Source organism: Streptomyces kronopolitis (assembly GCF_050953795.1).
GTDB lineage: Bacteria > Actinomycetota > Actinomycetes > Streptomycetales > Streptomycetaceae > Streptomyces > Streptomyces kronopolitis_A.
Genome location: NZ_CP191850.1, coordinates 3,337,675 through 3,361,173 on the forward strand (window position 1 = coordinate 3,337,675; position 23,499 = coordinate 3,361,173).

The window sequence follows — 23,499 nt, forward strand, 5'->3', positions numbered from 1 at the left end:
CGGCTACCAGGAGTCTAGCCGCGCCCCAGGGCCTGCCTCCGGCGGCGCGGAACACCGCTCAGGCCCGCACCAGGATTCGGACGGCCTCCGCCCACACCTTCCTCTCCGTGGTGGCCTGGTCGGCGAGGACCGCACTGCGCGCCAGGGCGACCGCTGATACGTCCTCCCGCTGGCCACCGTCGGGGTACAGGTCACGGATCGCCGCCACCCACGCGGGGACGTCATCCCGGTCGATGAACGTCCCGGCGTCGCCGAGGGCTTCTTTCAGGCCCGGCGTGGGGTGGGCCAGGACGGGGAGGCCGGACGCCAGTGCCTCCACGGCCACCATGCCGTACGACTCGTACACGCTGGGCACCATCAGCAGCCGCGTCCGCGCCCATACATCGGCCTGCATGTCGGAGGTCTGCGGCACGACCTGAGCGTTCGCGGGGGCCGAGTTGAGGATCTGCGGGCCGTGGGCGCCGGTCACTCCGAGGAACGGCAGGCTGGGCAGGCGGGATGCCGCGGCGTGCCAGGTCTCGACGCCCTTGTCTCTGTTGAGGTTCACCAGCGTGACGTGCCTGCCTGATCCCGGAGTCCGGTGGTCATCGGGATCCACCGGCGGGTGGACGACGAGGGACCGGATACGGCGGGCCACAAGGTAGCGGGACGTCAGCGAGTCGCGGACCCAGTGGCTGTTGTAGACGGCCATGTCCGGCTGCCGGGCGAGGGTACGGCCGGCCACGTCGAGGTCGGAGTGCACCAGGAGCACCGACTTGGACCGGATCGTCTTGGCCAGGTCGATTGCTCTGGCGGCAAAGTCGTGGTGGGTGACGATGGCCTTCGGCCGCATCGAGCGGATCAGGTTCCGTGCGGCGCGGGGGTCCAGCGCCCCGTACGGGACACCGTCCACGTCCCAGGACTCCGGCGCCTCGGGCATGCCGGAGCAGAGCACCATCACGTCCAGGCCCGTGTCCGCGAGCTCCTGCATCAGCGTGTGCAGCATCGTCTCCGACCCTGCACGGCGGTAGGGCACCCCGTAGTGCACCCACGCCACGACCTGAGCGGTCCTGCGGCGCTGCGCGCTCACGGCCTGGCGGCGGGCCGTGGCACTGGGCGCGTTGTGCACCAGGTCCACGCACGCGGCCTCGAACGCCTGATGGTTCCCCTGGACGTCGAGGCTGTCCGCGTGGGCGCGGGCGGCAGCCGACGCCGCCCGGTAAGTCGCCGGATCGGACAGGCGTTCTATTTCTTTTGTCCAGCGGGCTGTGTCCTCTCGGGGGACGTAGGTGGCCGCGTCCCCGAACGCCTCCCGCATCCCGGGCAGCGGCGCGGCGATCACCGGGATGCCCGACAGCATGGCCTCGATACCGACCCGCCCGTAGGACTCCGACCGCGACGGCATCAGCAGGAGTCGGGTGCGCGCGTAGATCCGCCGAGGGTCGCGCCGGTCGACGACCTCGACGTTCGGCGGCTGCGGCACCTGGCCGCGGTCGAGGACTTTCACCATCTGGAATCGGGTGCTGGGCATCCGCGCGGCGATCTCGGCGAGCACGTCCGCACCCTTGGCCGCTGTGGCGCCGCTGAGCGTGACCAGGTCCCCCGGAGTGGTGCGGTAGCGGCCGGGGTCGATGGGCGGCGGGAGGAACAGCGTCCGGCCGCGGTACGTCGCGTAGTAGCGGCGGCAAGCCTGGGACGGGAACCATGCCAGGTCCGGGGCGCCCAGGGCCCGATTCGGTGACATGCCGTGCACCATCAGCAGATGCGGGGACCTCGCCACGTACGGCAAGATCCCCGGCGCGGTCCGGTCGCCGTGGTGAGAGATGACCAGCTCGGGCCACGCCGCCTTCACCGCACGCCGCCAGTCCCGCAGCGGCCACACCTGCACGCCGTCCTCGACGTAGGGCTCCCCGGCCCGGCGGACGGTGGTCACCACGTTGACGGTATGGCCGGCCGCAGCAAGACCCCGAAGATACTCGCGGGTGGTGATGTACGCCCCGGCCGTGGCCACCTGCTCGTACAGGGGCACGAGGGCCAGGACGCGCATTCCGGCCCTACTCAACCCGCCCAGCCGGTCTCATAGTTCTTGCTCCGGGTGGGATCGCCGCACGTGGGTGGTGCGGCCCCGCTCAGTGGAGAAGGACCGGGGGCAGAACTCGCACGGGTAGTCGGCGCCGTCCTCCGTCTCCGGGCCGGACTCTGAGGCCGGGGCCTCCTGCTGGGTGTCGCTCTCCGCAGCGGCGAGCGGCGTGGACTCCGCGCTACTCGACTCCTCCGGAACAGCGGGCGCCTCATCGGGGGTGGAGACGGTGAACCCCTCGGGGCGGGCGACCCCGGTCAGCTCGGTCTCGGCCGTCCCCTCCTCGGCCGGGACCGATGCCTCCTCGTCGGGCGACACGTAGCGGTGGCCGTCCACCTGGGCGCCGATCAACGCTGCCTCCGGCACGCTCGAGAACAGGTGCGCAGGGATCCCGAAGGTGTTGGGGCCGACGGTTGAGACCTTCGGCGTCTGGGCGACCGCCCACCGCGCCAGCGCGATCCGCGTCTCCGGGGTGGGCTCTACATGGATCAGGTCAGTCACGGGCTCAGGCTCCTCAGCTCAGCGCCACGTTGACGGCGCACACGGTGCACGTGGTGCCGACGACGTACGTGCGCTCGACCAGCACGCGCCGGTCGTTGTTTCGGGTGTTGACGGACGGGCCGGCCCGGTCGGGGATCGTGCTGGCCGGGCCGCGGCGGATGCTGAGCGGGCCGGTGATGTAGAGCCAGGCCGTGCCGGGGTCGGCGGGGGTTCCGCCGGGGCCGGTGTTCTCCGCGCTGTATCCGGCGCCGATGATGACGCAGTTCCCGGCGAGGGTCCGCAAGGCGCCGCTGGCCGGATCCTCGGCCGCGATGGAGCAGCAGCCCAGCAGGGCCGCGACACCGGTCGGGACGTGCAGGGTGCCGACGCCGCCGTACGTCTCCGCGAGACAGCCCTCAAGTGCGGCGACGCCTTCCCCAAGGCTCACCGGCCCCGCCTCGGGTGTGACGTCGACGGCGCCGGCGGTCAGCGTGGTCCGCCAGAACGCGGACTCAAGCCCGCGCTGCTCACCGAGCGCGAGAGTGGCCTCAGCGTGGCGCCGGGCCTCGTCGTAGGTCCAGCCGATCGTGGCGCACTCAGTCCCGGCGTACAGGGTGATCGGTGAGGCGTGCTCGATCTCGGGGCGGCAGAACTCCTTCTCGGCGGGGCCGCCGGACACGTCGCCGGGCGACTCGTCGTCGCACTGGTTCCGCCAGGACTCGACGGGGCAGCAGCCGAGCGCCAGCCATTCCACGCCCAGCAGCTCGTGTTCGTCGGAGACGTCCCGCACGTCTGTGCAGGGCGTGCCGAGGATGCCGTGCGGCAGAGGAGTGCCGCCGATCGCCTCCACGTATGCCCGCATGTCTGCGGCCATCGCACCTCACCTCTCTGTCGATGGGGCGGTGGGCTCGCGCCACCCGAAGCGCGAGCCCACCGCGGTCTGGTGAGGGCCGGTCAGGACGCGCCGCAGGCCACGAGGGTCTGCGCACCGGTCTCACCGCTCGGGCAGACAGGCACGGTGACCGCGCGGGTGTCGACGCTGCGGTCCACCAGGGCGATGCATTCCTCGGCGAACAGGGCCGTGTAGTCGTTCGTCGAGAACTTCGTGCTGTCGTGGATGACGCCCAGGTTGACCTCTTCGCCGCGCCCGATCTGGAGCGTGCCGGACGGGTAGATCAGGAAGCGGACGGCCGCCGGCCAGTCGGTCGCCGCGGTGGCGCCGCCGATGTCGGTCGGCACGGCCGGGGTGAGGCCCCGCGCCCACTGGATGCTGACGCCGAGCGGCGTGAACATGTCCTGGATCATGCCCGGGTTGACCTGGTCGATGGTCACGCCGTTGCGGCGGGCGAGGTCGGTGAGGAACAGGTTCCGCGACCACCACGGGAACACGACCTCCAGCGCCGTGGACTCGCACAGGCTGTGCCGCTCGATCATGTCGGCGGCCTGGAGCGCGACCGCTTCGTAGACGGCGGACAGCGCACCCATCGACTCCGGCATGGTGACGACCTTCGTCGACGCGCCGCCAAGGGCCTGCTGGAAGAGCGCCGAGCGGATGCGGATCTCGTGCGCGACCATCGCGTTCCGCAGGTACCAGGCGACGAGCTCCGGGAAGTGGCGCTGCGTCAGGATGCCCGCCTCCAGGCAGACGCCGACGGCGTCACAGCGGACCTCGATCGGCGACGGGCACGGGATCGAGAAGCACGGCTTCGTCGCACCGGAGATGTCGTCTGCCTCGGTGTGGACCCACGTCATCGCCGCGACGTCCAGCGACGGCGTCTTGTAGTAGCGCAGGCCACCACGGGCGAGCTGGATCTCCGGGGCGTCCCAGAGCATGTCAGGGCACGCCACGTCCAGGATGTCGTAGACCGTCTCGCTGGGCGCGCACCAACCGCCGGACGCGATGAGGTCCTTCTCGGGCAGCCGCGACTGGGCGGACGCCGCGAGGGACACGGTGGTGCCCTCCGGTGCGCTGCTGGAGTCGGTGACGATCAGGTCGTGGCTGTAGGGGTGCCGGTAGGAGATGACCTGACCGACGCCACCGCCCGCCGTCTTCAAGGCGTTGGCGCGGGAGATGAGGCCGGCCGTCACCTGGTCGAAGTCGAGCGGGGAGCCGGGGGTGTAGCCGGGGACGTCGACCGCCGCGGTGATGCTCGTGCCCGGCGCCGGGGGCTCCGGCAGGACACGCGGCTGACGGCGCCGCACACCCGACAGGTTGAGGGCGGGTCGCTGTACGACGGCCGCGCTCACGGCCGGGACGGGCTCCGGCGCGGGCTCCGGGGCCGGCTCCGGCTCGGCCGCGGCGGCGGGCTCACCCTCGTCTGCGTCGCCGGCGGGCTCGGGCTCTTCCTGTCCGCCGCGTACCTGAGCGGCCAGGGCGTCGATCTCAGCAGCGGCCTGCTCGGCGGCAGTGTGTCGGGCGGCCTGCTCGGTGCGGATGGACTCGACGGCCGTCGCCAGCGCTCGAAGCGACTCAATGTCCCTGGTGGTGACACTGGTTGACTGCGACCGGGAGTCGAACTCGGTGACGGCGTCCTCAAGCGCTTCCGCCAGCTCGTCGTCATTGAGGGCTGTGACGTCCTCAGGGATCTCGAAATCGGCCATGAGCGGCACTCTCCGTGTAGCTGTCGTTGAGTGCCCGGCCCAGAACCAGCGGCGCGCGGGGCGGTCCGGCCGTAGACCGGCGACCGCCCCGCGACAGTCTAGCCCGATCAACGCGGGCTGCTCGGGCTGGTGTCAAGCCCGGGCCGTCACGCGCTCGAGGAGGTCACGTTCCCGTTCTTGTCCTTCTTCTGCACCTCGCTGCCCGGGTAGCGGCGGGACACGGCATTCGCGGTCGGCTGCGACCCGGAAGTGAACAGCACCTTCCCGGCAGCGCCGATGACCTCCCACTGCTCGCGCTTGTTCTTGCAGGAACAGCCCATCAGGCATCCCCTTCCGTAGTGGCGGTGGCGTCGACGGCCGCGCTGGCGGTGAGCGAAGCGCGGGCCGGGTCGATGACGGACGAGGCCAGTTGGGCGGCCTCGGCGCGGGCGGCGTCCTCCCGCTGCTCCTGGCGGCGGTCCAGCGCCGTCAGCAGCACGTCGATGAACGGGACGCTGGTCAGCAGCGACGCCGCGACCGCGTCGACGTCGCCGCTTTCCGGCGCGGCGTGTCCGGACGTGTCCGGACGCTGTCCGGGCAGGTCAGCAGCCGTACGGTGGCCGGTGTCCGGGGCCTGTCCGGACACGTCCGGCTGGTCGAGGGCGGCGCCGGCTGCCGACGCGGCAAGGGCCAGGTTCGCGCGCTCTGCAACCGCGGTGGCCAGCAGCGGCGAGGAGTGCCCCGGCACCGGGACGGTCAGGACCGCGCGGAGCTGCCACCGTCCGGCGCTGCCCTGCTTCATGTGGTAGCTCGGCTGGCACGCGGCGAACACGTGCCGGTCCCACTCGCTGAGCCAGGGCGCGGCGGCGCCGGAGAACCACAGACCGCGCTTGTTCATGCCGACGGTGACGATCCCGGCGACGGTGCGGGAGTCGTCGAACTGGCAAGCAGCGGACTCGCATTCGGCGCCGTCTCGGTGGTGCGGGACGTTCATCGTGAACGCCCCGGCCTTGACCAGCGTCCCGTCGTCGAGCTTGAAGCGGGCACGCAGGAAGTGCGACAGGTCGAGTTCGCCCAGGGACTCGACCGTCAGGTTCCGGCCGGGGAAACCGGCGTGCGGCTCCCCGGCTTGGGCGACCCAGCCGTAGACCCTGCCGTCGGCGTAGTGCACTCCACCCGATCCCGGCGGCAGCTCCTCGGCTGTCGGCTCCCGGAACCATGCGGCGGGCATCGGGTCGGTCTCGCGCATCGCGCTCCACGCGGACGCTTCCAGCTCGCGCATCCCGGCTGCGGTCTCCTCTCCGTCCTCGCCGTCCATCCACGGGGGCACGATCGACGGATCGTCGTAGGCGTCGGCGAGCCGCTTATACAGCGTCTCCACGCGGCCCCGGATGGTGTCCTCCTCGTCCGTCGGCAGGTCGACGCCGCCACGGCCGCCCTGCATCACGGCGGCGATCGTGTAGACGGCTGCGGCGACGATCTCCAACTGATCGTTGATGACGTCGGCGAAACCGAGCTCGTACGCGCCGACGGTGGCCGGGTCGGCGTCGTCGTCGCGGAAGAGGAACGCCGATGCGAGCTTGTCGGCGTCAACCTCGTCGTTGTCGCCGGTGGCCCACGAAAGGACGCGGGAGCGGGCGGCGTCGCCGTCCCATGCGAGATCCGGGTCCTCGTGCACCGGCAGTTCGAGGTCACCGGAGGAGGCGGCGGCGAGCTCTTCGTTCTGGGTGGCGGGGCCGATGTAGAGGCCGCGGGAGAGGCGGACGGCACGGCCGGCCTTCGCGGCGCGGCCGAGGTGCCCGCGTGCGGTCTCCATCTTCATGCCGAGCGCGCGGGCGACGTCGCGGGCTCCGACCGGGACAGGCGCGGCCTGCACGTAGTCCACGACGCGGCGGTGCGCCTCGCTCATGGCTGCGGACAGCTCGGCCGGCTCCTGGCCGTCGTCGCCGGTCTCCTCGGGCGGGTCGTCGAGGACGATCCGCGCCCGGTCGTAGGCGGGCATCGCTACGAGCGTGGCGCCGCGCAGCCGTGCGCGGGTGACCCGCATCAGCAGGTCTCCGGCGTTCTCGCTGTGCACAACGGTGCCCTCGTCGCTGTCGCTGTCGCCGGCCGCCGCGGTGAGACAGCCGGTCGGGCCGAGCGCGGCCCGTACGGCAGTGCGCGGGACACGGCCGTCCTTGCCGGTGAGCAGATGCATGCCGGCCGTGGTGCGGGAGAGAGCCGCGCCGGACGCTGTCCACTCGGCGGTGGTCGTGGCCGTCAGCGACCAGGAGCCGTCAGAGAGGCGGAGCAGCGACGCTGACGGCAGCGACGCGAAGAGCACGATCTCGCCCTCGTCGCCTTCTTCGTCGGTGATGGTGCGGTCGACGAACTCCATGGACACATCGTCCAGATCGACGGACACCCCGAGTGGCGCGTCCTCTTCGAGCAGCATGAGGGCGTCGGCGCCGGCCGGGCGGCCCGGGTAGAGGACGCCGGTGCCGGTGATGCGGTCGCCGTCCCTGGCGATGCTCTGGATGGCTCCGGCGAGCTCGGCGCCCTCGTGGCCCATCAGCATCTCGTCGGCGTGCTGGAGCGGCCACGGCCCAGGGCCGTCCCAGTACAGGGAGTCCGGCCGGAACACTCGGCCGTCGCCGGTCTCGGTGTTCTCGAAGGCGAGACCGGTGTCCCCCGGCGTGGACCACGGGCGGGCGGACAGGCGGCCGTTGAGCTGTGTCTCTTCTTCCATCGGTGGTGCCTCCTCTTCCGGGCCGAGGGGGATGTCGGTGTGCTCCCCCGCGAACGCGACCCGGAGTCGGTCGAAACGGATGGGGCCGAGGCGGGCGTTCATGTCGGTGAGCAGGTCGGGGCTGTCGCTGTACGCAGCGCACACGTGGGGCTGCCACGGGGAGTGCTGTGCGGGGAGCTCCGGCTGCTGGTGGGTGTTCTCCAGCGCGTCGACGGCGATGTTCCGCGCCTGGTTGAGCAGCGTCCCGTTGGCGTCGGGGTCGTCGCCGACGGCCCACACCCAGCACGGGTTGTCGCCGTCGGCGTTCCACTGGTTCGTGCCGAAGGCGCGGCCGAGGGCGTGGCCTTCGTCGAGGTATCCGGCGTGCTGCTGGAGCTGGTCGACCAGGTCGGCGCGCTGGTCGTCGGACCAGTCGGCGCCTTCGCCGAGGAAGAACAGCGTCAGGTGCAGGTCGTGAGCGGGCTCGGCGCCGTCGACGTCGAGGGCCAGGCGCTCGGCGTCCTCAGCGCACGGCATGAGGGCGATCATCGCGCCCGTGTGCGGGCCGGCTGCGGCTGTCACAGGCTTCTCCCTTCGGTTCGGAATTCCCGCCGACGGGCGCACCTGGGATTGCAAGGCGGCGGCGCGCTGCTCGGGCGCTACCGCGAGGCGGCAGCGGCAGTTGACGACCAGCGCGGGCGGTGCCGCCGCATCGCCGGGGGCCTGCATGGACACTCCGGCGACGCTGAACGGGTCGGCGAGCAGGCGGATTTGCCCGTCGACCTCGTCGTGCGCGTGTCGTACGCGGTCGTCGTGGCGGGTGAGCCATTGCTTCACCACGGGCCGGTCGGGGCCGGTCGCGGCGCGGGCGGCGGCGAGCGTGGCGGTGTTCCACGCACGGGTGGCCTCGGTGCGGGCTACGCGCTCCTCGCGCATGGGGCCGAGGTGGGAGCCCTCGCGGTCGAACGCGGCGCGGAGGCGGGCGCGTAGCTGCTCGATGGCCTCCCCGGCGTCGACGCCGGCCGCGAGCTCGCGGCGGGCGGCTTCGGCGAGCCGGTCGCCGACGGCGCGCAGCAGATGCTCCGTCGTCTCCACGTACTGGCCGATGCCGGGCGGCAGGGCGCGCCGGTCGTCGTACCGGCCGGGCAGGTCGTCCCAGCCGTCGGGCAAGCTGCCGTCGGTGTCCTCGGCCGCCGCGGTGGCAGCGGTCTCCGCGACGCCCAGGAGCCGCCGCACCAGGCCGGCCGTCCTGGCGCCCCACATGCGGGCGATGCGGCCGACGGAGAAGCGGGCTGCGACCAGCTCGGTGGCGTCGCGTACGGCGTCGGTGAACTCGTCGGCCGTGGCAGTGAGTGCTTCCGCGACGGCGTCGGCGATGTCGCGTTCGGCCTGGTCGAGTTGCCCGTTACGGTCCGGCACGGTCGGTCCTCCTTGCCGGTAGAGGGTCGTCGGGGTCGTCGCAGACTTCGCACCAGGACCAGACGCCGATCGTGGAGACGCCCTCGGGGGCGAGGAGCAGCAGATCCGCGGTGAGGTGCGTCCACGCCTTGCACACGTCGCACCAGGCGGTGCGCAGGCGGCCGGCGTGGAGCGACAGGTCGGTGGGCAGCGGTAGGACGGCGGCGGACCGCCGCGGTGGCTGCGGGGTCACGATTCCCCCCCGACGCAGGCGGTGAGGAGGCTCGGCACGAGGCGGTATTCGTGCTCGACGCCTGCGGCGATCAGCTCCCGCGCGTAGTCGTCGAGAGACGCGGTCAGACAGTCGGAGTCCAGGCCGTAGCGGGCGGCGATCTCCGGCGCACGGGACCAGGCGCCATCGAGGAGCCGCCACTGCTCGACCTGCTCGGTCTGTACGGACAGGAGCGTGTGCAGGCGCGCGGACTCCACATCTCGGGCGCGGGCGCGTTCCGAGCGGGGGCAGGCTGGGGTCTTGCGCAGCTTCTCCCCTGCGGTGGTCAGCGCGTTCCAGATCAGGCCGTCAGCGGCGGCGAGGAGGCCGGCGGCCTGGTCCTGGCCGACCGCTGCCGCCGCGGGGAGCGTGTCGGGCTCTGCCTCGGACTCGTCGACGGGCAGGTCCGGCGCGGGCGGCGGGGTCTCCTCCCCGCTCCCGTCCTGGCCCTCGTTCCCCTGGTTGCCGTTGCGCTCCTGCTGCTCCTCTTCGTCCGGGGCGTCGGAGTCGTCGAATCCCGTCTCCCGGCGCAGTGCTTCGGCGGAGATGACGCCACGGTCGAACGCCTGCAACGCCGTCTCCGACCGGTTGGTGCGCACCCGCAGCGGGCTGGTGTCGTACCAGACCAGCCAGCGATGCCAGTCCGGATCACCCTCGGATTCGAGGATCGGGCGGAGCCACTGCTGCGTGAGGGCGTACGCGACCGTGCCGAGCTTCGGTTCGATGCCGAGGCGGATCGCCTCGCTGGTCAACGCCCATGCGCCCCAGTGGTTCACGTCGCCGAGGCCGAGCAGGATCTCGGCTGGGATCTCCAGGCCGGTCGCGAAGCGCCTTACCGCCTCGTCGCGGAGTTTCAGCGCCAGCTCGTCGAATTCGGACTCGAAGGTGACGTGCTTGAAGTCGCTGATCGTGTCGGCGGGCAGCTCCAGCAGGATCGGCACGGTCGCGGCGGCCGACTCGGGGTCACGGATCGCCGTCTCGGCGATCGTCATGAACACCTCGATCAGGTCGTCCTCTTCGCCCTGCTGCTGGTTGGACGGGAAGCGCGTGCCCTTGGGCACGAGGAGCAGGCCGCGGCCGGTGATGCGGGAACGGGCGATCGCCTTCACAGCCGCGTTGAGCAGCAGCAGCTCTTCGAGGAGTTCGAGGCTGGACCGCACCGGGCTGTCGGCCTCGATGGCGCGCTCCGGGTCGGGATCCCACACGCGGATCGCCACGGGGCCGTCGGGGTCCATCGTGTCGGGGTCGCCCTCGGGGATCGGGACCTCTTCGCCTTCGATTTCGGCGATGAGCTTGCCCTGCTGCTGACGCACTTCACGTACGGACAGCACACGCCAGTCGTGGCCGTCCTCCGGGCTGTAGGGGCTGAGCACCTGGTCGTTGGGGCGGACGACGATCCAGCCTTCGCCCGGAACGGTCAAGTGCTTCCCGAAGGCACCGAGCATCTTCGCTTGCCCGTCGGGGCCGCCGGCGATCTGGGCGACGATCTCTGAGGCTCGGTGCTCGTCGGGGGCCTGCTCGATCGTGCCGTCATCGGCGCGGCGTCCCGCGTAGAGGCGGGCGCCCGACATGGCGTTGCCGATCCACGAAGCGGCGAACCGCACTTCCGGCACCTGGTGGTACATGTCGTAGGTGCGCTGCTGCCACGTCTGGTCACCCGCCCCCCTGCCGCGAATCTTGCGGGAGGTGTAGCGGGAGGCGGCTGCGGCGAGTTCTCGGCGGGCCATCAGGCGGCGTCCTTGCGGGTGTCGTCCCAGCGGTTGAGGAGGGCGGCGGCGCCGGCGACGGCCAGCCACTCGACGCCGTGAACGAGCAGCGGCGCCTCGTCCCAGGTGCCGGTGACGAGGAGCCAGGTGAGCAGCAGCGCACCGGCGACCCACCAGCCGGTGCAGTAGACGCAGGAGATCAGCGTCACCACCGCGGTCCGGGCCGTCGATTCGGGGCGCTTCTGGTGCCAGATGTCGACGCGGTCCCGGGCCGGGTCCAGGATCGAGTCGTGCACGAGGAGCTGCGTGCCTCGGTACCCGGCCAGAGCCAGGAGCGCCAATTCTGGGATGTGGAGCACTGCCGCCCCCTATGCGGAGATCATCCGGCCAACGTCAGCGCTGCATGATAGGCCACGCGGAGGACCCCACTCCGGCGGCAACTTCCCAGCTCAAGCCCACTATTCAGATCAAAAACTATGCTTGGGTCCGGTCAGAACAGCGCCATCGGCTGTTCCTCGCCCTGCGCTGCCGCCTCGCCGGGAACCGTCTCAAGGGTGTCGAATTCGAGCTGCCGCCCGGGCAGCGGCATTTCGACGATCTCCAGGGAGCCGGGGCACGACACCAACGGCTCTCCCGGCACCCGCAGGACTCCGGGTTCGTCGTGCCGCCAGATGCGGCCCTTGCTGATGCGCCCAGAGACCGGCCCGGCGGCAATCGGGCGGGAGCAGCGCGGGCACGTGGCTTTTGGCAGCTTCACCCCGTAATTGTGGCGTGGCCGGCCCCGCGTCTGCCACCAATTCACTGCACGGCCGGACGGTGCGGCTCCTCGACGTCAGGCGGTCTCGCTGAGGAAGTCCTTCACGACCGGGGTGGAGCAGTAGCGAGCAAGATCAGTACGCAGTTCAGCAAGAGCGCTACTGCCCCTCGCGGAGTTCACACCGCCCATCAGGTCGACGGCAGGTCTGGCGGTCTCGACGGTGCCGTCCAGGTCGCCCAGAACGAGGTAGGCCGACGCCTGACGGAGCAGGTAGATGGCCGTTCCGCGAGGTTCCTTCTCGGCGTCGTACGGGTCGGTGTGCGTGGCGGCGGCGGTGAAGTGATTCAAGGCTCGGGCCGGGTCCTGGAGGCTGAGGGCGGCGGACGCGGCGGCCTGGTGGATCTCGCCTGCGTTGACCCAGTACATCGACGGCAGATCGTCACCAGCGGGGATGCCGTTGTCGTACACCGTCAGAGCGTCGTCGATGGACCGATACGCGGCGGCCGACTCGCCTGCGAGTGAGTGAGCGCGAGCCCGGCGGATGTGCAGCATGGTGAGGACGCGGGGCGAGGTGATCCGGGCTCGGTGGACGAGGGCGCCGTCGATCAGGTCGAGGGCGCTGCGGGGGTCGGATGTGGCGCTGCCGTAGCGGACGTTGGCCCAGAAGGCGGCGACCGTCGCGCCAACGGTGTGATCCCCGGAGCTGGCGGAGGCCCGCAACGCGGCGTGGAGATGCTTCTCGGCTGCCGCCACGTCGCCGCCGTCATAGGCACACCACCCGGCGAGGCGGCTCGCCTCGGCGGCACTGGCGTACAGGCGTCGCCCGGTGGCCTCGTTGTAGGAGTTGTTCCGCAGCAGACGGTTGATGAACCTCACCTCGGCGCGGGCCGCGTCGTATACGTGATCCGCGCCCAGGTCGTCGTCCAAGTGCCGGAGGTCGTTGAGCCGGCTGTCGAACCTGTCCGCCACATCTGCGCCTATGAGCCGTCCGGTTTCGGCGTTGGCGGGAGTGGGGGCTGCGATGGCCCACTGGGCGATGGCCGCGGCGACGGTGCCAGCACCGGCGGTGAGAAAGCCACGTCGGTCCACGATGGAGCCTCCGGAGTCGTCGAGTGCGTGAATGGTTCCCTCCGGAGTCCACGGCGCCCCCCACACGGCGCTGTGATCCCGCATGCCGAGCAGCAGCCAGTGCGGCCAGCCCCGGGCACGTACTTCGTACGCCGCGATGTCCAGGACCGCAGCCATGGCGAGTTGAGTGGGTTCGTTCGGCACCTGCGGGCGCACCGGCCGGGTCCAGCGGCTCATCTTCTCTTTGCGGCAGCCGAGACCGCCGTACCCCAGGGCCCTGTGCTTGGCGGACACACGCCGTAAGTAGTCCTCGTTCGTCCAGCCGCGCAGGGCCAGCAGTTGGTTGAGCGGGTGCCGGTCCTCCAGAGCCGTGCTCACATCCACGCCTTCCCCCTCCTGGAACCGCTCGCCAGATCCCAGTGTGGCGGGGCGCGGGCCCCACCGGAACAAGGACGGGCCGGAAGGCAACCAGAGCAACCCAAGGCAACGGAAGGCAACCGCGTCCGCCTTCCGAACCGCCGCGCGGGGCGCTGTCATAGGGGCGACTAAGCGCCGCCACCTGGGCGGTGCGAGTCCGAAGGAGGTCCTGCGATGCAGCCCCAGACCCCGGCGAAGACTGCGCGGACGAAGGCGGCGGCCCCGGCCACCGCGAAGGTGAACACCTCGGCGGTCACCGCCCTCCAGGGCCGGGTGGCCCGGGTGGTCGGCTCCGGCACGCTCGACAGCGCGCCGTTCAGCTACCACCACTGACCTGCCCCGGTCCCATGAGAGGCGTGGCCGCCGTCGCACAACGCGGCGGCGGCCACGCCTCCCGCCGTATCCGCACCACCTGGAGGAGCACGATGGACAGCTCGTTGCAGTTGACGTTCCTGGGTCACCAGACATGGCTGGTAGAGGGCGACGGCCACCGGATCCTGGTCGACCCGGTACTCGGCAGGGGCTTCGGGCTCTCGCCTGAGCTGGAGTTCCGCGTCTGGCCGCCCCGCGAGATCGAGACCGGCCAGATGCCGGCCCTGGACGCGTTGGTGCTCACCCACGAGCATCTGGATCACTTCCACCTGCCGACCCTGGCCGCTCTGCCGAAGTCGCTGCCCGTCTTCACCGGGCCGCTGCTGCCCTCCCCCGTGGCCGAGGCGATCGAATCGCTCGGCTTCGACGTCCACCGGATCGACCACACCGGCGCCATCCGCCTCGGTGAGCTGACCATGCGGCTCTACCCCGCCGGCGCCCGAACCCTGTTCTGGGAGGACCGGGTTGTCCAGCCGGTTGCCCAGGTCACGGGCGGCCCCGCGGTGGCCATCGGTGTCGACGCCGACCTCTCCGACATCTACCGCGACGCCGTCGCGGAGGGGCGCGAGCCCATGCCGCGCATGGCGATCGTCTCCAACAACAGCCAGATCGCGCCGGAAGGAACGCCCGGCTCCGACACCAACCTGCTGCCCGGCGCCGGCAATGTTCGCGGGCGGAAGTCCGGTCTCAAGGTGCTGAACGAGTTGCTGCTCGACTATCTCGAACCGCTGCCCGGCATCACCGACGTCGCGCTGTGCGGCAACGGCTTCCTACCGGCCAACACCCCGCACGGCCCGTACCTGTACGCCGACCATCCCGCGATGGCCCAGGCCGCCAACCAGCTCCAGCACCTGTTCACCGTGCACGGCCCCCGTCCCGGCGACCGGCTCACCGTCCCCGCCGAAGGCCCCGTGATCAGTGAGCGGGTGGACTGGGTGCGCATCGACGAAGACTTCGAGGCCGAGCAGCGCGCCGCGCACGAAGCGTTCCTCGCTGAACCGAAGGCCCCGCCGCTCGCTCCGATCGCCCCTCCGATCAGCGACGGTGGCACCGCTCTGGCCGAGCTGGATGAGGAACTGCCCCGGCTGGGCCGGGAGCTGGTGCCCACCAGTGCCGGGCAGCTCGCCGCGAGCATCCACGAGTACCTGGACGGCGCCCCGCTGGGGCCTCGCCGCATCCTGCTGGTGCTGCGCGACGCCCCCGGCGGTCAGGAACGGCACTACGCATGGGACCTGACCACCGCGGCGTTCACCGCCGTGGACCCGGTCGACCTGGATGAGGCCATGGCCGTCTACCCGTTCGGGATGGTCCTGTTCTTCCAGGACTTCATCGGCATCCTGCGCGGACAGGTCCAGATCTGGGACGTCGCCGGGTCCTCCATGCAGTGCTGGAACATCGGCAGACCGCTGGATTCCCTGGTGTACGCGCTGTTCGCCATCTACGGCGAACACCAGCGGCCCGAGCTGGCCGCCCGCTCCTACGCCTACGCGCTGGGCCACATCGCTGGCACGGCCCGGCGAGCAGGCTGACGCGGTGCGTCCCGCCACGGCGGCCGAGGCCCTGCACGGACTGATCCGCGTCCGCCCGCACGGCTGGCTCGCCTCCCCGCTGCCGACCACCCCGGCCGCCGCGGCGGAACGCCTGCGCGCCGTCCTCGACCAGGACCACGCCGACGCCCCGGCGGCCGGCGGGCCGCTGCGGGTTCTGGCGGCCCGCGCTACTGCGGCCGTCGCCACCGTGGGCGAACCGCCCGCCGCGGTGCTCAAGCTCCACGCCGACACCGGCGCCTACGACGCCGAACTCCTCGCGTACGCCCTGGTGGGCCACTCCCCGGTTCTGCCGAGCCTGCTGGGCGCTGCCGACGCCTCCCGCTCCCTACTCCTTGAGTACCTGCCCGGCGCCTTCGACTGGGGCGCAGTCGACGCGCCCGCCGCCGTGATCGAAGCCGTCGGGGCAGTCCACGCGGCGCCGGCTGCGCTCGATGCGGCATCCGCCGGGGCGCTCGCGCCCTTCCGCCTTGACCAGCTCGCCGCTGCCCCGGCCTGGATCAGTGACCCGGGCGCCTGGCGCACGGTCATCGCCCTGTGCATGCGGGCGTACGGGCCCGCGCACATCCCCGTCGGGCACCTCGACCTCAAGCCTGAGCACGTGCGACAGCGTCGAGGCGATGGCGCCGTGTGCCTGATCGACATCGAGACTGTGCGCCCGGATATCACCGGCCTGGTCGACCTGATCACCCTGCCCGCCGTGCTGCGCCAAGCCGGGACGCCCTTGCCGGGGGCTGAGGTCCGGGAGCTGTACCGCGCGGCCACCGTCCGGCACGGCGCCACCTGGACCACCGACGACCTGTGCGCTGCGCTGTTCGCGTACCAGCGGGCCACCGGCCTCGCTACCCTCGACGGGCTGGCCGCCTGACGGTCGCCCCCGCCGCGACACACCCGTGAGGACACCTTTCGACCATGGAACCCACCGATCCCGCAGTAGCCCTTGCCGCCGCTGCCGCCGACACCCTCGGCGTCGAGGTCCCGCCCAAGCACCTCACCGGCCGCAAAGGCGCCGACACGTGGCAGGCCGGCCCCTGGACCATCAAGACCGCCACCCCTGGCGCTCGCGGTCACCTCGCGCACGAGCACGCCGCCTACGACCTGCTCCACCGCCAAGGCAGCCACCCCGGCCCGCGCGGCGCCGCCGGGGACGAGGGCCGGTGGATGGCCGTCTCCTGGCTCGACGGCCGCTCCGTCTGGGACGTCTTCCGACCGGCGCGCGAAGGCACCGCCACCCCCGAGCAGCAGACGCAGATGCGCGAAGCCGCCCGTAGCGCGCTCACCGCGCTCAACCACCTGCACGCGGCCGGCTGGATTCACGGCGACATGCAGACGGAGAACGCCGTCCTCCTCGAAGACGGCACGGTCGAGTTCATCGACTATGACAACGCCCATCACCCCGATCTGCCGCTCCCCTTCCCGTACCGCGGCGGTCTGGTGCACGTCATCGCGCCGGAGACCGCCGCCCAGCTCTTGGAAACCGGCGAGGAGCAGCACGTCCAGCTCACCCCGGAGGCCGAGCTGTTCGCTCTGGGCGCCTCCCTGTACTGGGCCTGGACCGGCGTCCGGCCAACCGACTACCGCGGCGACCCGGCGGGCGCGCACGCTGACTTGTATGCGGACATCGCCGACGGCCGGCGTCGTGACCTCGCGGACGACCGCCCATGGAACGACGCTGAACTGGAACGGCTCATCCTGAGCGCCACCCGTCCTGATCCGTCCGCCCGGAGCTACGACGGCTGACCTGGGAGTCCGGTCATCGGCTGATCCTTCGGCCGTAGGCGTCAGCCGACTGGGACGGCTGACGCCCCGGCGTCTGCGGGGCCTGCGGCAGCGGCGCGTGGACGATGGCGCCCTTGTTCGCCTCGGGGATCAGCCCGTACACGAGGATCGTGGAGGCGTCGATCCGGCCGGGGCTGTCGGGGTCGGTGGGCATCCACGTCGCCCACTCGCGCTCGAGGTCGGTGAACACCCCGCGCAGCCGCACCTTGTCCTGCACCATCTGCTGCGCGACCGGCTCCGCCCTCAAGAGCTTGCCCTGCTTGGCGCGCACGGGCGCGATCTGCGGCATGAGGACGTCGGCGGGGATCTCGCCCTCGCGTTGCAGCGTCTCCCACGACGTGCGGATGGCCAGCTCGCACATGTCGCGGCCGTAGTTCCATTCCACGAAGATGACCGCCGCGTTCGAGCGGTGCGCGAGGCGGCACGCGGCCATCGACCAGTCCGACGACGACATGGCGCCGGACACGTCGTCTGTGATCCACACGCGGCCGTCCTCTCCGAGGAAGCCACCGATGACGCCGGCGACGTCCCGGCCGCCGCCGGACGGGTCAATCGCCACGGCGATCTTCTGCGGCTCGACCTTCGTGCTCGTGTCCCGGATCAACCGAAGCAGCTCCTCCGACACCAGCGCGCCCTCAGCGGGCTGCGGGTCGCCCTGGGCCAGCGCGTGCCAGTCCCGCACAATCGACGTCTTCTTCATGTCGGCCCACCACGCCAGCAGCGCCCGCCGGTCCCTCGTGGGGATCTTCGGGTGCGGCAGCGGATCGCCGGGGGCGCGGCCGAGCGGGTCGGGGCCGAACTTCGGGTCGGCGATGGCCGGAAGGTGGATGACGCGCCACCGGCCGCCGTCCTCCAACCGGCCTTCCTCCGCCAGCCGGCGCCCGGCGAAGTCGTCGGCGTGCCATCTGGTCTGGATCGCCACCACCGCATTGCGGTCCGGCTGGAGACGCTTGAGCGCGGTCGAGCTGTACCAGTCGTGCAGCGCCCGCCGGGATGCCTCCGACTCGGCGTCGGCCCTGTCCTTGTGCGGGTCGTCGACGATCAGCAGGTTCACGCTGTGGCCGGTCAGCCCCTTGCCGACCGACACCGAGCGCACCCCGCCGCCCTTGGTGACCTCCCAGTCCTGCATCGCGCCCGATCCGGCTTTCATCCGCAGGTCGTACTCGGTGCCGTACTCCTCCACGTAGGAGCGGATCGCCTTACCGCGCTTGAGCGCCAGGTCGTCGGAGTACGAGGTCACTGCGACGCGGTCGCCTGTGTGCACGGCCAGCCACCAGAACGGGAACCACTCGGCCACGGACGTGCTTTTGCCGACCTGCGGCGGGGTGAGGATCAGAAGCCGGTCGTACTCGCCGCGCTCTACCTCGGCGAGAGCCTGCCCGATGATCCGCAGGTGCGGGCGTATCCGGAACGTCGGGTCCAGGCCCCGCGCGAGCGTCACCGGGTCGCGCAGCAGCTCCCGGCTGACGGACTGCTGGGCAGCGGCGAGCTGCTGGTACACCGCGACGTCATCGAGGTAGACCAGTTCGTCGGCGACGTCGACGCTGCTCACCCGTCGCCGTCCTCCTGGCCGGCCGGGTACTCCTCTTCGTCCTCGTCGTCGCCGCCTTCCACGGCTGAGACACGGCGGGTGACCGCTGCGGCGAGCTCGGCGAGACGCGTGTGCCGCTGGTCGGCTGGCAGGCCCGCGAAGTCGGCGAGCTGCGCGGCGAGCGGCGAGACCGCCTGGTCGGTGACGACGACCGTGTCCGTCGGGTCGCCGAACAGCACCCGCCTGTGGCGCATCGCCACGTCCATGAGCCGGATGACGTCCCCGGCGGACATCTCGGCCGCGTTCAGCGACGGCAGGCGTTGAGCGACCTTGCCGATGGCTGCGCCCAGGATCCTCGCGTCAGCTTCGGCCGCTTTCCGGCGCTCTTCCAGCCACGTCGCCTCGTACAGCTTGTCCAGGTGGCGGTCGTACGCCTCGGCCCGCTCCAGCCACCGGAACTCGGCCGACGTCTTCCGGACGGTGACGGGGTGCCGCCGTAGCAGTTCCGCAGTCCTCGGTAGCGTCCGGGCGCGGCCTAGGTCCCGGTACGTGGCGAATTGCCCGTAGCGCTTGGGGGTCTCGCCGGGCTGCTGTTCCCATGCCGGGAGCGTGGGGTCGAGCGTGATCGGTGCGGGGGCGTTCATGACGCGTCGCCGGGTTCGCGCGGGGTGTGGTTGGGGCCGGACAGGTACTCACCCGCCAGGCGTTCGAGGAGGCGCCAGCCCTGCCCCTGCTCGATGTCGCCGCGTCCTTCTGCCGCCGCGATGGCCTTGTTGATCGTGACGGCTGCGGGCGCCGGCAGCGTGCGGGCGCCTACGACGGTCTCCAGGCCGACGTGCCCGGTGTGCAGCGGGGCGCCGTCTGGGGACTGGTAGCCGGCCTGTAGGTCGGTGAGGTGGTTCTCGACGATGGTGAGGATGGCGTGCAAGGCGGTCGCGACGTTGCCGACCTTGTGCGCGGCGTGGGTGGACGCGAGCGTGTCGAGAGTCTGGTCATAGTCGGCGCGTGCGGCGAGCCAGCTTTCGTTCTGGCCCATGCGGGCGTCGGCGAAGGCCGTGCGGGCGGCTTCCAGCTCGTTCGGCAGGAAGATGAGCGAGACCGTGGCGAAGTCCAGGTTCGCCTCGGACAGGCCCTCGGGTGAGACTTCGGCGAGCAGGTTGAGCTGGTCGTCGTCGAGGCCCGAGTACGCGCGCCAGTCGACGTCTTCGATCTGGTCGTAGAGCTCGCGGAGCGTGGCAGGGTCGTCCTGGCCGTTGATGGCGTTGTGCGAGAGCTGGCGGGCCAGCAGCTCGTCTTTCTGCTGTGGGTCGTCGATCAGCATGCAGTCGATCTCGTCGAGGTCGGCCTCGACCGCTGCCGCGGTGCGGTGGTTGCCGGACAGGATCAACTCGCGGCCCTCGTCGTACTCTCCGGCACCGTAGATCAGCGGCACGGAGGTGAGGCAGCCATCGGCCTTCACGTTGTCGACGAGCCGGTCCCACTCCTCCTTGCGCATGAACCGGGCGTTCATCGGCAAGGGCGTGAGGTCGCGCGGGTTGCGGCGTACGAGGCGGGGCCGGATCTTCGGGGCCGGCCGGGTGGCGTCGGTACTCATCGGGTGTCGTCCCTCTTCATGTCGCTGCCGTGCTTGCGCTTCCACAGGGCCAGGGCCTCGGCCAGCGTGTACCCGCCGAGGGGGCCGCCGTACTGGAGCTGGTAGCGGTGAATGCCGTCGCCCTTGTCGCCCGGCTCGGATCGCTTGTGGAGCTTCACGCCGGGGATGCCGCGCCCGTACTTCGAGCTGTTGGGCCGGTCGGTGAAAGCAGTCGTCGCCCAGCCGGTCAGCCGCTTCGACAGGGAGCGCTGGAGCAGCAGTTGCGCCTCGCTGGTGCTCGCGGCCATGACGATGAGCTTCGCCAGGCGCCGGTACTTCGTCCACGACACCGGGAAGTCGGACATCAGGTAGGCGGTCGCCGGGTCGAACTTGGGCGGCAGGTAGGCGAAGGCGCCGATGAGCTTGCCGTCGACCGCGACCCCGCACGCCAGCAGCGGACTGCCCGGCTTGATCGTCTTGGACATGAACTGTGAGCGGATGCCCGCGAACTGGCCGCCCGTGAGGACGTGGAGGGTCATGCGGTCGCCGAGCTCGTCGGCAACGCCGATCTTCGGCATGGGGATCGGTTCGATGGGCTGCCGGGGCCGGACGATGCGCTTCGGGCCTCCGGCGGCGTACACGTAGATCGGCAGGCCGCGGTTCGCGGTCTGCACGACTCCGGCGAGCCGGTGGCGCAGCTCGGGGCGCTCGATGTGCAGACCCAGGACCCAGTTCGGCCGGTCATGCACGAGGTTGATGATCTCTTCCTTGCCGTCCTCGGTGAGGTCGTTGAACGACGGCTCGGGCCAGGAGAACGCGGCGTCGATGCTCGCGAACTGCGCCTGGTAGTCCTTCGCGTAGAACGGCGGGAACATCACGACGGGGGCCTCTGCGGGTACCTCGTCGCGGAGGTAGTCGAGGACGTCGCCGGCGTAGAAGCTGCCGAGGTGGGTCTCCAGGGCGCGGAGCTTCGCGGCGGTCTTCTCGTGCATGCGCGGCCACTGGGTGCGGGTCGCGTCGAGCATCCGCCGGTAGTACGCGCCTTCCTTCCCGACGTACTGCAAGAAGCGTGTGCCGAGCATCAGCGTCGCGAGGCGGTCGGTGCGGTCCTCGCAGAAGGGGCGGACCCAGCCGAGCTCTTCCTCGAACTCGTCGCGCAGCTCGTAGGGCAGCTCCTCCCCGGCGAGGAACCAGCCGAGCGCGCACGAGTACGCGGTGATGTCGTTGCCGTGGACCGGCCGCGAGTTCCCGAACCGGTCGTGCAGCACCCGCTCGATCGTGAAGTTCCCGCTACAGCCGACGTAGATGTCGGTCACGGGCCACGCCCCCGCGTGCTCGTAGATGATCGAGCGGAGGGGAGCCGGGATTGATCCGTGGAACATGGCGCCCCCTGGACATGCGGGTTGGGGAGAGCGCCGGCCAGGGTTTGCACCTGGACCTCTCGCCCGGAAGGCGAGTGTGCTGCTTACGACCACCGGCGCCTGCGGTCGGCCGTGCCGCTGCTCAGTACGGCCGACTGCGGACAGGGATGATACACACACTTGAACCAGGCGCTTCGACGTCCGGGCGAGGCTGTGACCTGGGGCGATGCTGGAGGCTACTCCTCTTCGACCGATTGAAGGGCGCGGAACCGCTTCCCTCCGGCCCGGAAGCCGTACAGGGGATACCCCTCCTTGTGGGCAATCCAGGAGGCGGCCGACCGGTTGAGCGCGCCACCTCGCGAGTTCCGCAGCAGGGGGCCTTCGTCGCGGCCGTCGATCGCGCGGCGGACCAGTTCCGCCGACACGCCGGGGAGCGGGACCGTACGGGGGCCGGTCTTGCGCCCGCCGTCCGTGGTGGCGGCCTCCTCGCCTTCCGCGACGTCACGGACGTCGAGATCGAGAGCTTCCGTGACCCGCAGGTCGCTCTCCCACAGCATGGCGAATAGTGCCCGGTGTACGAGGGGGATCGTCTCGTCGGCGATGAGGGCCCGATACTCATCGACAGTGATCTCAGCCCGGTCGGCGAGGTCTGTTCGGTGACCCTGGCCGGGCCCGGCTGCCCGTGCCGCATCCGCAGATTCCCGCTGGTACCTCTTGGCCCCTGTGTCGGGGTGGCGGTCGACCGATGCGAGGGGGGCGAGGATTCGGCGGGCAGCGGCATCGGACAGGCCCCACCGCTGGGCGCACTCTCGGACTGTGGTCAGCTCCATACTCGCAACTTAGACACTGGGTGTGCAGAGGTCAACAGTTAGCCCTGCCAGTTGGTGATGACGGCGACCGCGGGTGACGTCTCGGCCTCCGTGATGATCTCCGCCATCGACACATCGTTCTTGAAGCGGTGTCCGATCTTCTCCTCGATGGCGGCGTACTCGGCGGCCAGCTCGGGCCGGAGCTGGGCGGCACGGATGAGGGCCGGCCGCGACGCCAGGACGCAGAACGAGCACGACAGGCGGGGCATGCCGTCGGCGTAGGCGGGGTGCGGGCGCAGCCCGGACCGGGCAACGGCCGCCCACACGTCGGCGGTCGACCACGAGTGCACCGGGTGCCAGGTGTCGACGTGCCGCAGCGTGTTCGACGCGCCGTGGCCGGGCTTCTTGTGCTTGGGGCAGGGCACGCCGCGCCGCTCGGCGCTCTCCAGGGCGGCGCGGCGCAGCAGGCAGTCCCGGCAGGGGCAGGTCAGTGCCCCGTCGTGGGAGAAGCCGCGGAGCCGCCTGCGGGCCGGGGACTCATCCGCGCGCAGCCCCATCACGTTGAGGATGCGGACGCGGCCGAGGTGCCCGGCCTCCTCCGCTTCCCGGACGAGGGCAGTCATCAGGCGCCGGACCGGGCCGCGCTTGAAATCGCTCGTACACCAGCGGTTCGAGGCGTCGGGAAACATGCCGCGCTCTTCGATCCGGTCGACCAGGTCGAGGCCGATGCGGGCGACGACCTCGAACCGCAGGCCGTACGCGGCGGCGTGCTCGGCGGCCAGCTCGCGGGTGCCCTCCCATTCGGCGCGGCCGAGGTCGGCGTGCACGCACACGATGCGGTCGCGCGGGACGCCGGCGGCGTCGGCCTGGCGCACCAGCTCGTCGAGCATGGCCATGCTGTCCTTGCCGCCGCTGATGTTCGCCAAGATCCAGCGGTACGAGGCGAGGTCGGGGCCGTCGTCGATGCCGGGCAGTTCGAGACTCATCTGTCCGCTGCTGGTCATCCGGGGGCCTTTCAAGTCGGTTCGGGGCGCGGGCGGGGAGGGCTGTGACGGGACCTGTGACGGCCGGGATGGCGCCGCGT

At 71.2% G+C, this 23,499-nt stretch carries 21 protein-coding genes; 4 read left to right on the forward strand and 17 right to left on the reverse strand.

The features are described from left to right. Positions 1-58: 58 nt before the first annotated feature. The 11 genes from ACQP17_RS14480 to ACQP17_RS14530 form a co-directional block, all read right to left on the reverse strand. Complete coding sequence (locus ACQP17_RS14480; protein WP_433856657.1) at positions 59-2,026, reverse strand: glycosyltransferase family 4 protein; 1,968 nt, start codon at positions 2,024-2,026, stop codon at positions 59-61. A 30-nt stretch (positions 2,027-2,056) separates the two neighbouring features. Continuing rightward, on the reverse strand, positions 2,057-2,560 hold the full coding sequence (locus ACQP17_RS14485; protein ID WP_433856658.1) for a C2H2-type zinc finger protein: 504 nt from the start codon (positions 2,558-2,560) through the stop codon (positions 2,057-2,059). Between the two features lie 13 nt (positions 2,561-2,573). After that, the gene (locus tag ACQP17_RS14490; RefSeq protein ID WP_433856659.1) at positions 2,574-3,413 is read right to left on the reverse strand and encodes a cupin; all 840 of its coding nucleotides are present in this window, start codon (positions 3,411-3,413) and stop codon (positions 2,574-2,576) included. An 80-nt stretch (positions 3,414-3,493) separates the two neighbouring features. Next, on the reverse strand, positions 3,494-5,140 hold the full coding sequence (locus ACQP17_RS14495; protein WP_433856660.1) for a major capsid protein: 1,647 nt from the start codon (positions 5,138-5,140) through the stop codon (positions 3,494-3,496). A gap of 146 nt (positions 5,141-5,286) precedes the next feature. Continuing rightward, positions 5,287-5,460, reverse strand: coding sequence for a hypothetical protein (locus ACQP17_RS14500; protein WP_433856661.1), 174 nt, complete (start codon positions 5,458-5,460; stop codon positions 5,287-5,289). Next, entirely contained in the window at positions 5,460-9,245 is a 3,786-nt protein-coding gene (locus ACQP17_RS14505; RefSeq protein ID WP_433856662.1) for a phage minor head protein, read from the reverse strand. The genes ACQP17_RS14500 and ACQP17_RS14505 overlap by 1 nt, the downstream gene beginning before the upstream one ends. Continuing rightward, complete coding sequence (locus ACQP17_RS14510; protein ID WP_433856663.1) at positions 9,232-9,477, reverse strand: hypothetical protein; 246 nt, start codon at positions 9,475-9,477, stop codon at positions 9,232-9,234. The genes ACQP17_RS14505 and ACQP17_RS14510 overlap by 14 nt, the downstream gene beginning before the upstream one ends. Continuing rightward, on the reverse strand, positions 9,474-11,222 hold the full coding sequence (locus tag ACQP17_RS14515) for a hypothetical protein (protein ID WP_433856664.1): 1,749 nt from the start codon (positions 11,220-11,222) through the stop codon (positions 9,474-9,476). Before ACQP17_RS14515 ends, ACQP17_RS14510 begins: the two co-directional genes overlap by 4 nt. Then, entirely contained in the window at positions 11,222-11,560 is a 339-nt protein-coding gene (locus tag ACQP17_RS14520; protein WP_433856665.1) for a DUF1360 domain-containing protein, read from the reverse strand. Before ACQP17_RS14520 ends, ACQP17_RS14515 begins: the two co-directional genes overlap by 1 nt. Before the next feature lie 131 nt (positions 11,561-11,691). Next, the gene (locus tag ACQP17_RS14525) at positions 11,692-11,958 is read right to left on the reverse strand and encodes a hypothetical protein (protein ID WP_433856666.1); all 267 of its coding nucleotides are present in this window, start codon (positions 11,956-11,958) and stop codon (positions 11,692-11,694) included. A gap of 75 nt (positions 11,959-12,033) precedes the next feature. Continuing rightward, complete coding sequence (locus ACQP17_RS14530) at positions 12,034-13,410, reverse strand: transcriptional regulator (RefSeq protein ID WP_433856667.1); 1,377 nt, start codon at positions 13,408-13,410, stop codon at positions 12,034-12,036. Between the two features lie 207 nt (positions 13,411-13,617). Between ACQP17_RS14530 and ACQP17_RS14535 the strand changes: the two genes are divergently transcribed. The 4 genes from ACQP17_RS14535 to ACQP17_RS14550 are packed head-to-tail and all read left to right on the forward strand — an operon-like array spanning position 13,618 to position 17,102. Next, positions 13,618-13,776 carry a hypothetical protein gene (locus tag ACQP17_RS14535; RefSeq protein ID WP_433856668.1) on the forward strand — a complete coding sequence of 53 codons (159 nt, stop codon included), beginning with the start codon at positions 13,618-13,620 and terminating at the stop codon, positions 13,774-13,776. 23 nt (positions 13,777-13,799) lie between these two features. Then, positions 13,800-15,344 (forward strand): MBL fold metallo-hydrolase, encoded by a 1,545-nt coding sequence (locus ACQP17_RS14540; protein ID WP_433856669.1) that lies wholly within the window; start codon positions 13,800-13,802, stop codon positions 15,342-15,344. 4 nt (positions 15,345-15,348) lie between these two features. After that, entirely contained in the window at positions 15,349-16,230 is an 882-nt protein-coding gene (locus tag ACQP17_RS14545) for a hypothetical protein (protein ID WP_433856670.1), read from the forward strand. Between the two features lie 44 nt (positions 16,231-16,274). Continuing rightward, positions 16,275-17,102 carry a protein kinase domain-containing protein gene (locus ACQP17_RS14550; RefSeq protein ID WP_433856671.1) on the forward strand — a complete coding sequence of 276 codons (828 nt, stop codon included), beginning with the start codon at positions 16,275-16,277 and terminating at the stop codon, positions 17,100-17,102. 13 nt (positions 17,103-17,115) lie between these two features. Here ACQP17_RS14550 and ACQP17_RS14555 read toward each other — a convergent pair whose 3' ends face one another. The 6 genes from ACQP17_RS14555 to ACQP17_RS14580 form a co-directional block, all read right to left on the reverse strand. Continuing rightward, positions 17,116-18,693, reverse strand: a complete 1,578-nt coding sequence (locus ACQP17_RS14555) for a terminase large subunit domain-containing protein (RefSeq protein ID WP_433856672.1) — start codon at positions 18,691-18,693, stop codon at positions 17,116-17,118. Further along, entirely contained in the window at positions 18,690-19,316 is a 627-nt protein-coding gene (locus tag ACQP17_RS14560) for a hypothetical protein (RefSeq protein WP_433856673.1), read from the reverse strand. Before ACQP17_RS14560 ends, ACQP17_RS14555 begins: the two co-directional genes overlap by 4 nt. Then, positions 19,313-20,266, reverse strand: a complete 954-nt coding sequence (locus ACQP17_RS14565) for a ParB N-terminal domain-containing protein (protein WP_433856674.1) — start codon at positions 20,264-20,266, stop codon at positions 19,313-19,315. The genes ACQP17_RS14560 and ACQP17_RS14565 overlap by 4 nt, the downstream gene beginning before the upstream one ends. Then, positions 20,263-21,627 (reverse strand): hypothetical protein, encoded by a 1,365-nt coding sequence (locus ACQP17_RS14570; RefSeq protein WP_433856675.1) that lies wholly within the window; start codon positions 21,625-21,627, stop codon positions 20,263-20,265. The genes ACQP17_RS14565 and ACQP17_RS14570 overlap by 4 nt, the downstream gene beginning before the upstream one ends. A 215-nt stretch (positions 21,628-21,842) precedes the next feature. After that, complete coding sequence (locus ACQP17_RS14575; RefSeq protein WP_433856676.1) at positions 21,843-22,436, reverse strand: hypothetical protein; 594 nt, start codon at positions 22,434-22,436, stop codon at positions 21,843-21,845. A 38-nt stretch (positions 22,437-22,474) separates the two neighbouring features. Further along, positions 22,475-23,419 carry a phosphoadenosine phosphosulfate reductase family protein gene (locus ACQP17_RS14580; RefSeq protein WP_433856677.1) on the reverse strand — a complete coding sequence of 315 codons (945 nt, stop codon included), beginning with the start codon at positions 23,417-23,419 and terminating at the stop codon, positions 22,475-22,477. Positions 23,420-23,499: the final 80 nt, after the last annotated feature.

Excerpts from the sequence above, each read along its gene's own strand:
- ACQP17_RS14480 (WP_433856657.1), bottom strand. The coding sequence starts at position 2,026 with ATGCGCGTCCTGGCCCTCGTGCCCCTGTACGAGCAGGTGGCCACGGCC.
- ACQP17_RS14500 (WP_433856661.1), bottom strand. The coding sequence starts at position 5,460 with ATGGGCTGTTCCTGCAAGAACAAGCGCGAGCAGTGGGAGGTCATCGGC.
- ACQP17_RS14580 (WP_433856677.1), bottom strand. The coding sequence starts at position 23,419 with ATGACCAGCAGCGGACAGATGAGTCTCGAACTGCCCGGCATCGACGAC.
- ACQP17_RS14515 (WP_433856664.1), bottom strand. The coding sequence starts at position 11,222 with ATGGCCCGCCGAGAACTCGCCGCAGCCGCCTCCCGCTACACCTCCCGC.
- ACQP17_RS14575 (WP_433856676.1), bottom strand. The coding sequence starts at position 22,436 with ATGGAGCTGACCACAGTCCGAGAGTGCGCCCAGCGGTGGGGCCTGTCC.
- ACQP17_RS14560 (WP_433856673.1), bottom strand. The coding sequence starts at position 19,316 with ATGAACGCCCCCGCACCGATCACGCTCGACCCCACGCTCCCGGCATGG.
- ACQP17_RS14495 (WP_433856660.1), bottom strand. The coding sequence starts at position 5,140 with ATGGCCGATTTCGAGATCCCTGAGGACGTCACAGCCCTCAATGACGAC.
- ACQP17_RS14570 (WP_433856675.1), bottom strand. The coding sequence starts at position 21,627 with ATGTTCCACGGATCAATCCCGGCTCCCCTCCGCTCGATCATCTACGAG.
- ACQP17_RS14535 (WP_433856668.1), top strand. The coding sequence starts at position 13,618 with ATGCAGCCCCAGACCCCGGCGAAGACTGCGCGGACGAAGGCGGCGGCC.
- ACQP17_RS14550 (WP_433856671.1), top strand. The coding sequence starts at position 16,275 with ATGGAACCCACCGATCCCGCAGTAGCCCTTGCCGCCGCTGCCGCCGAC.
- ACQP17_RS14565 (WP_433856674.1), bottom strand. The coding sequence starts at position 20,266 with ATGAGTACCGACGCCACCCGGCCGGCCCCGAAGATCCGGCCCCGCCTC.
- ACQP17_RS14490 (WP_433856659.1), bottom strand. The coding sequence starts at position 3,413 with ATGGCCGCAGACATGCGGGCATACGTGGAGGCGATCGGCGGCACTCCT.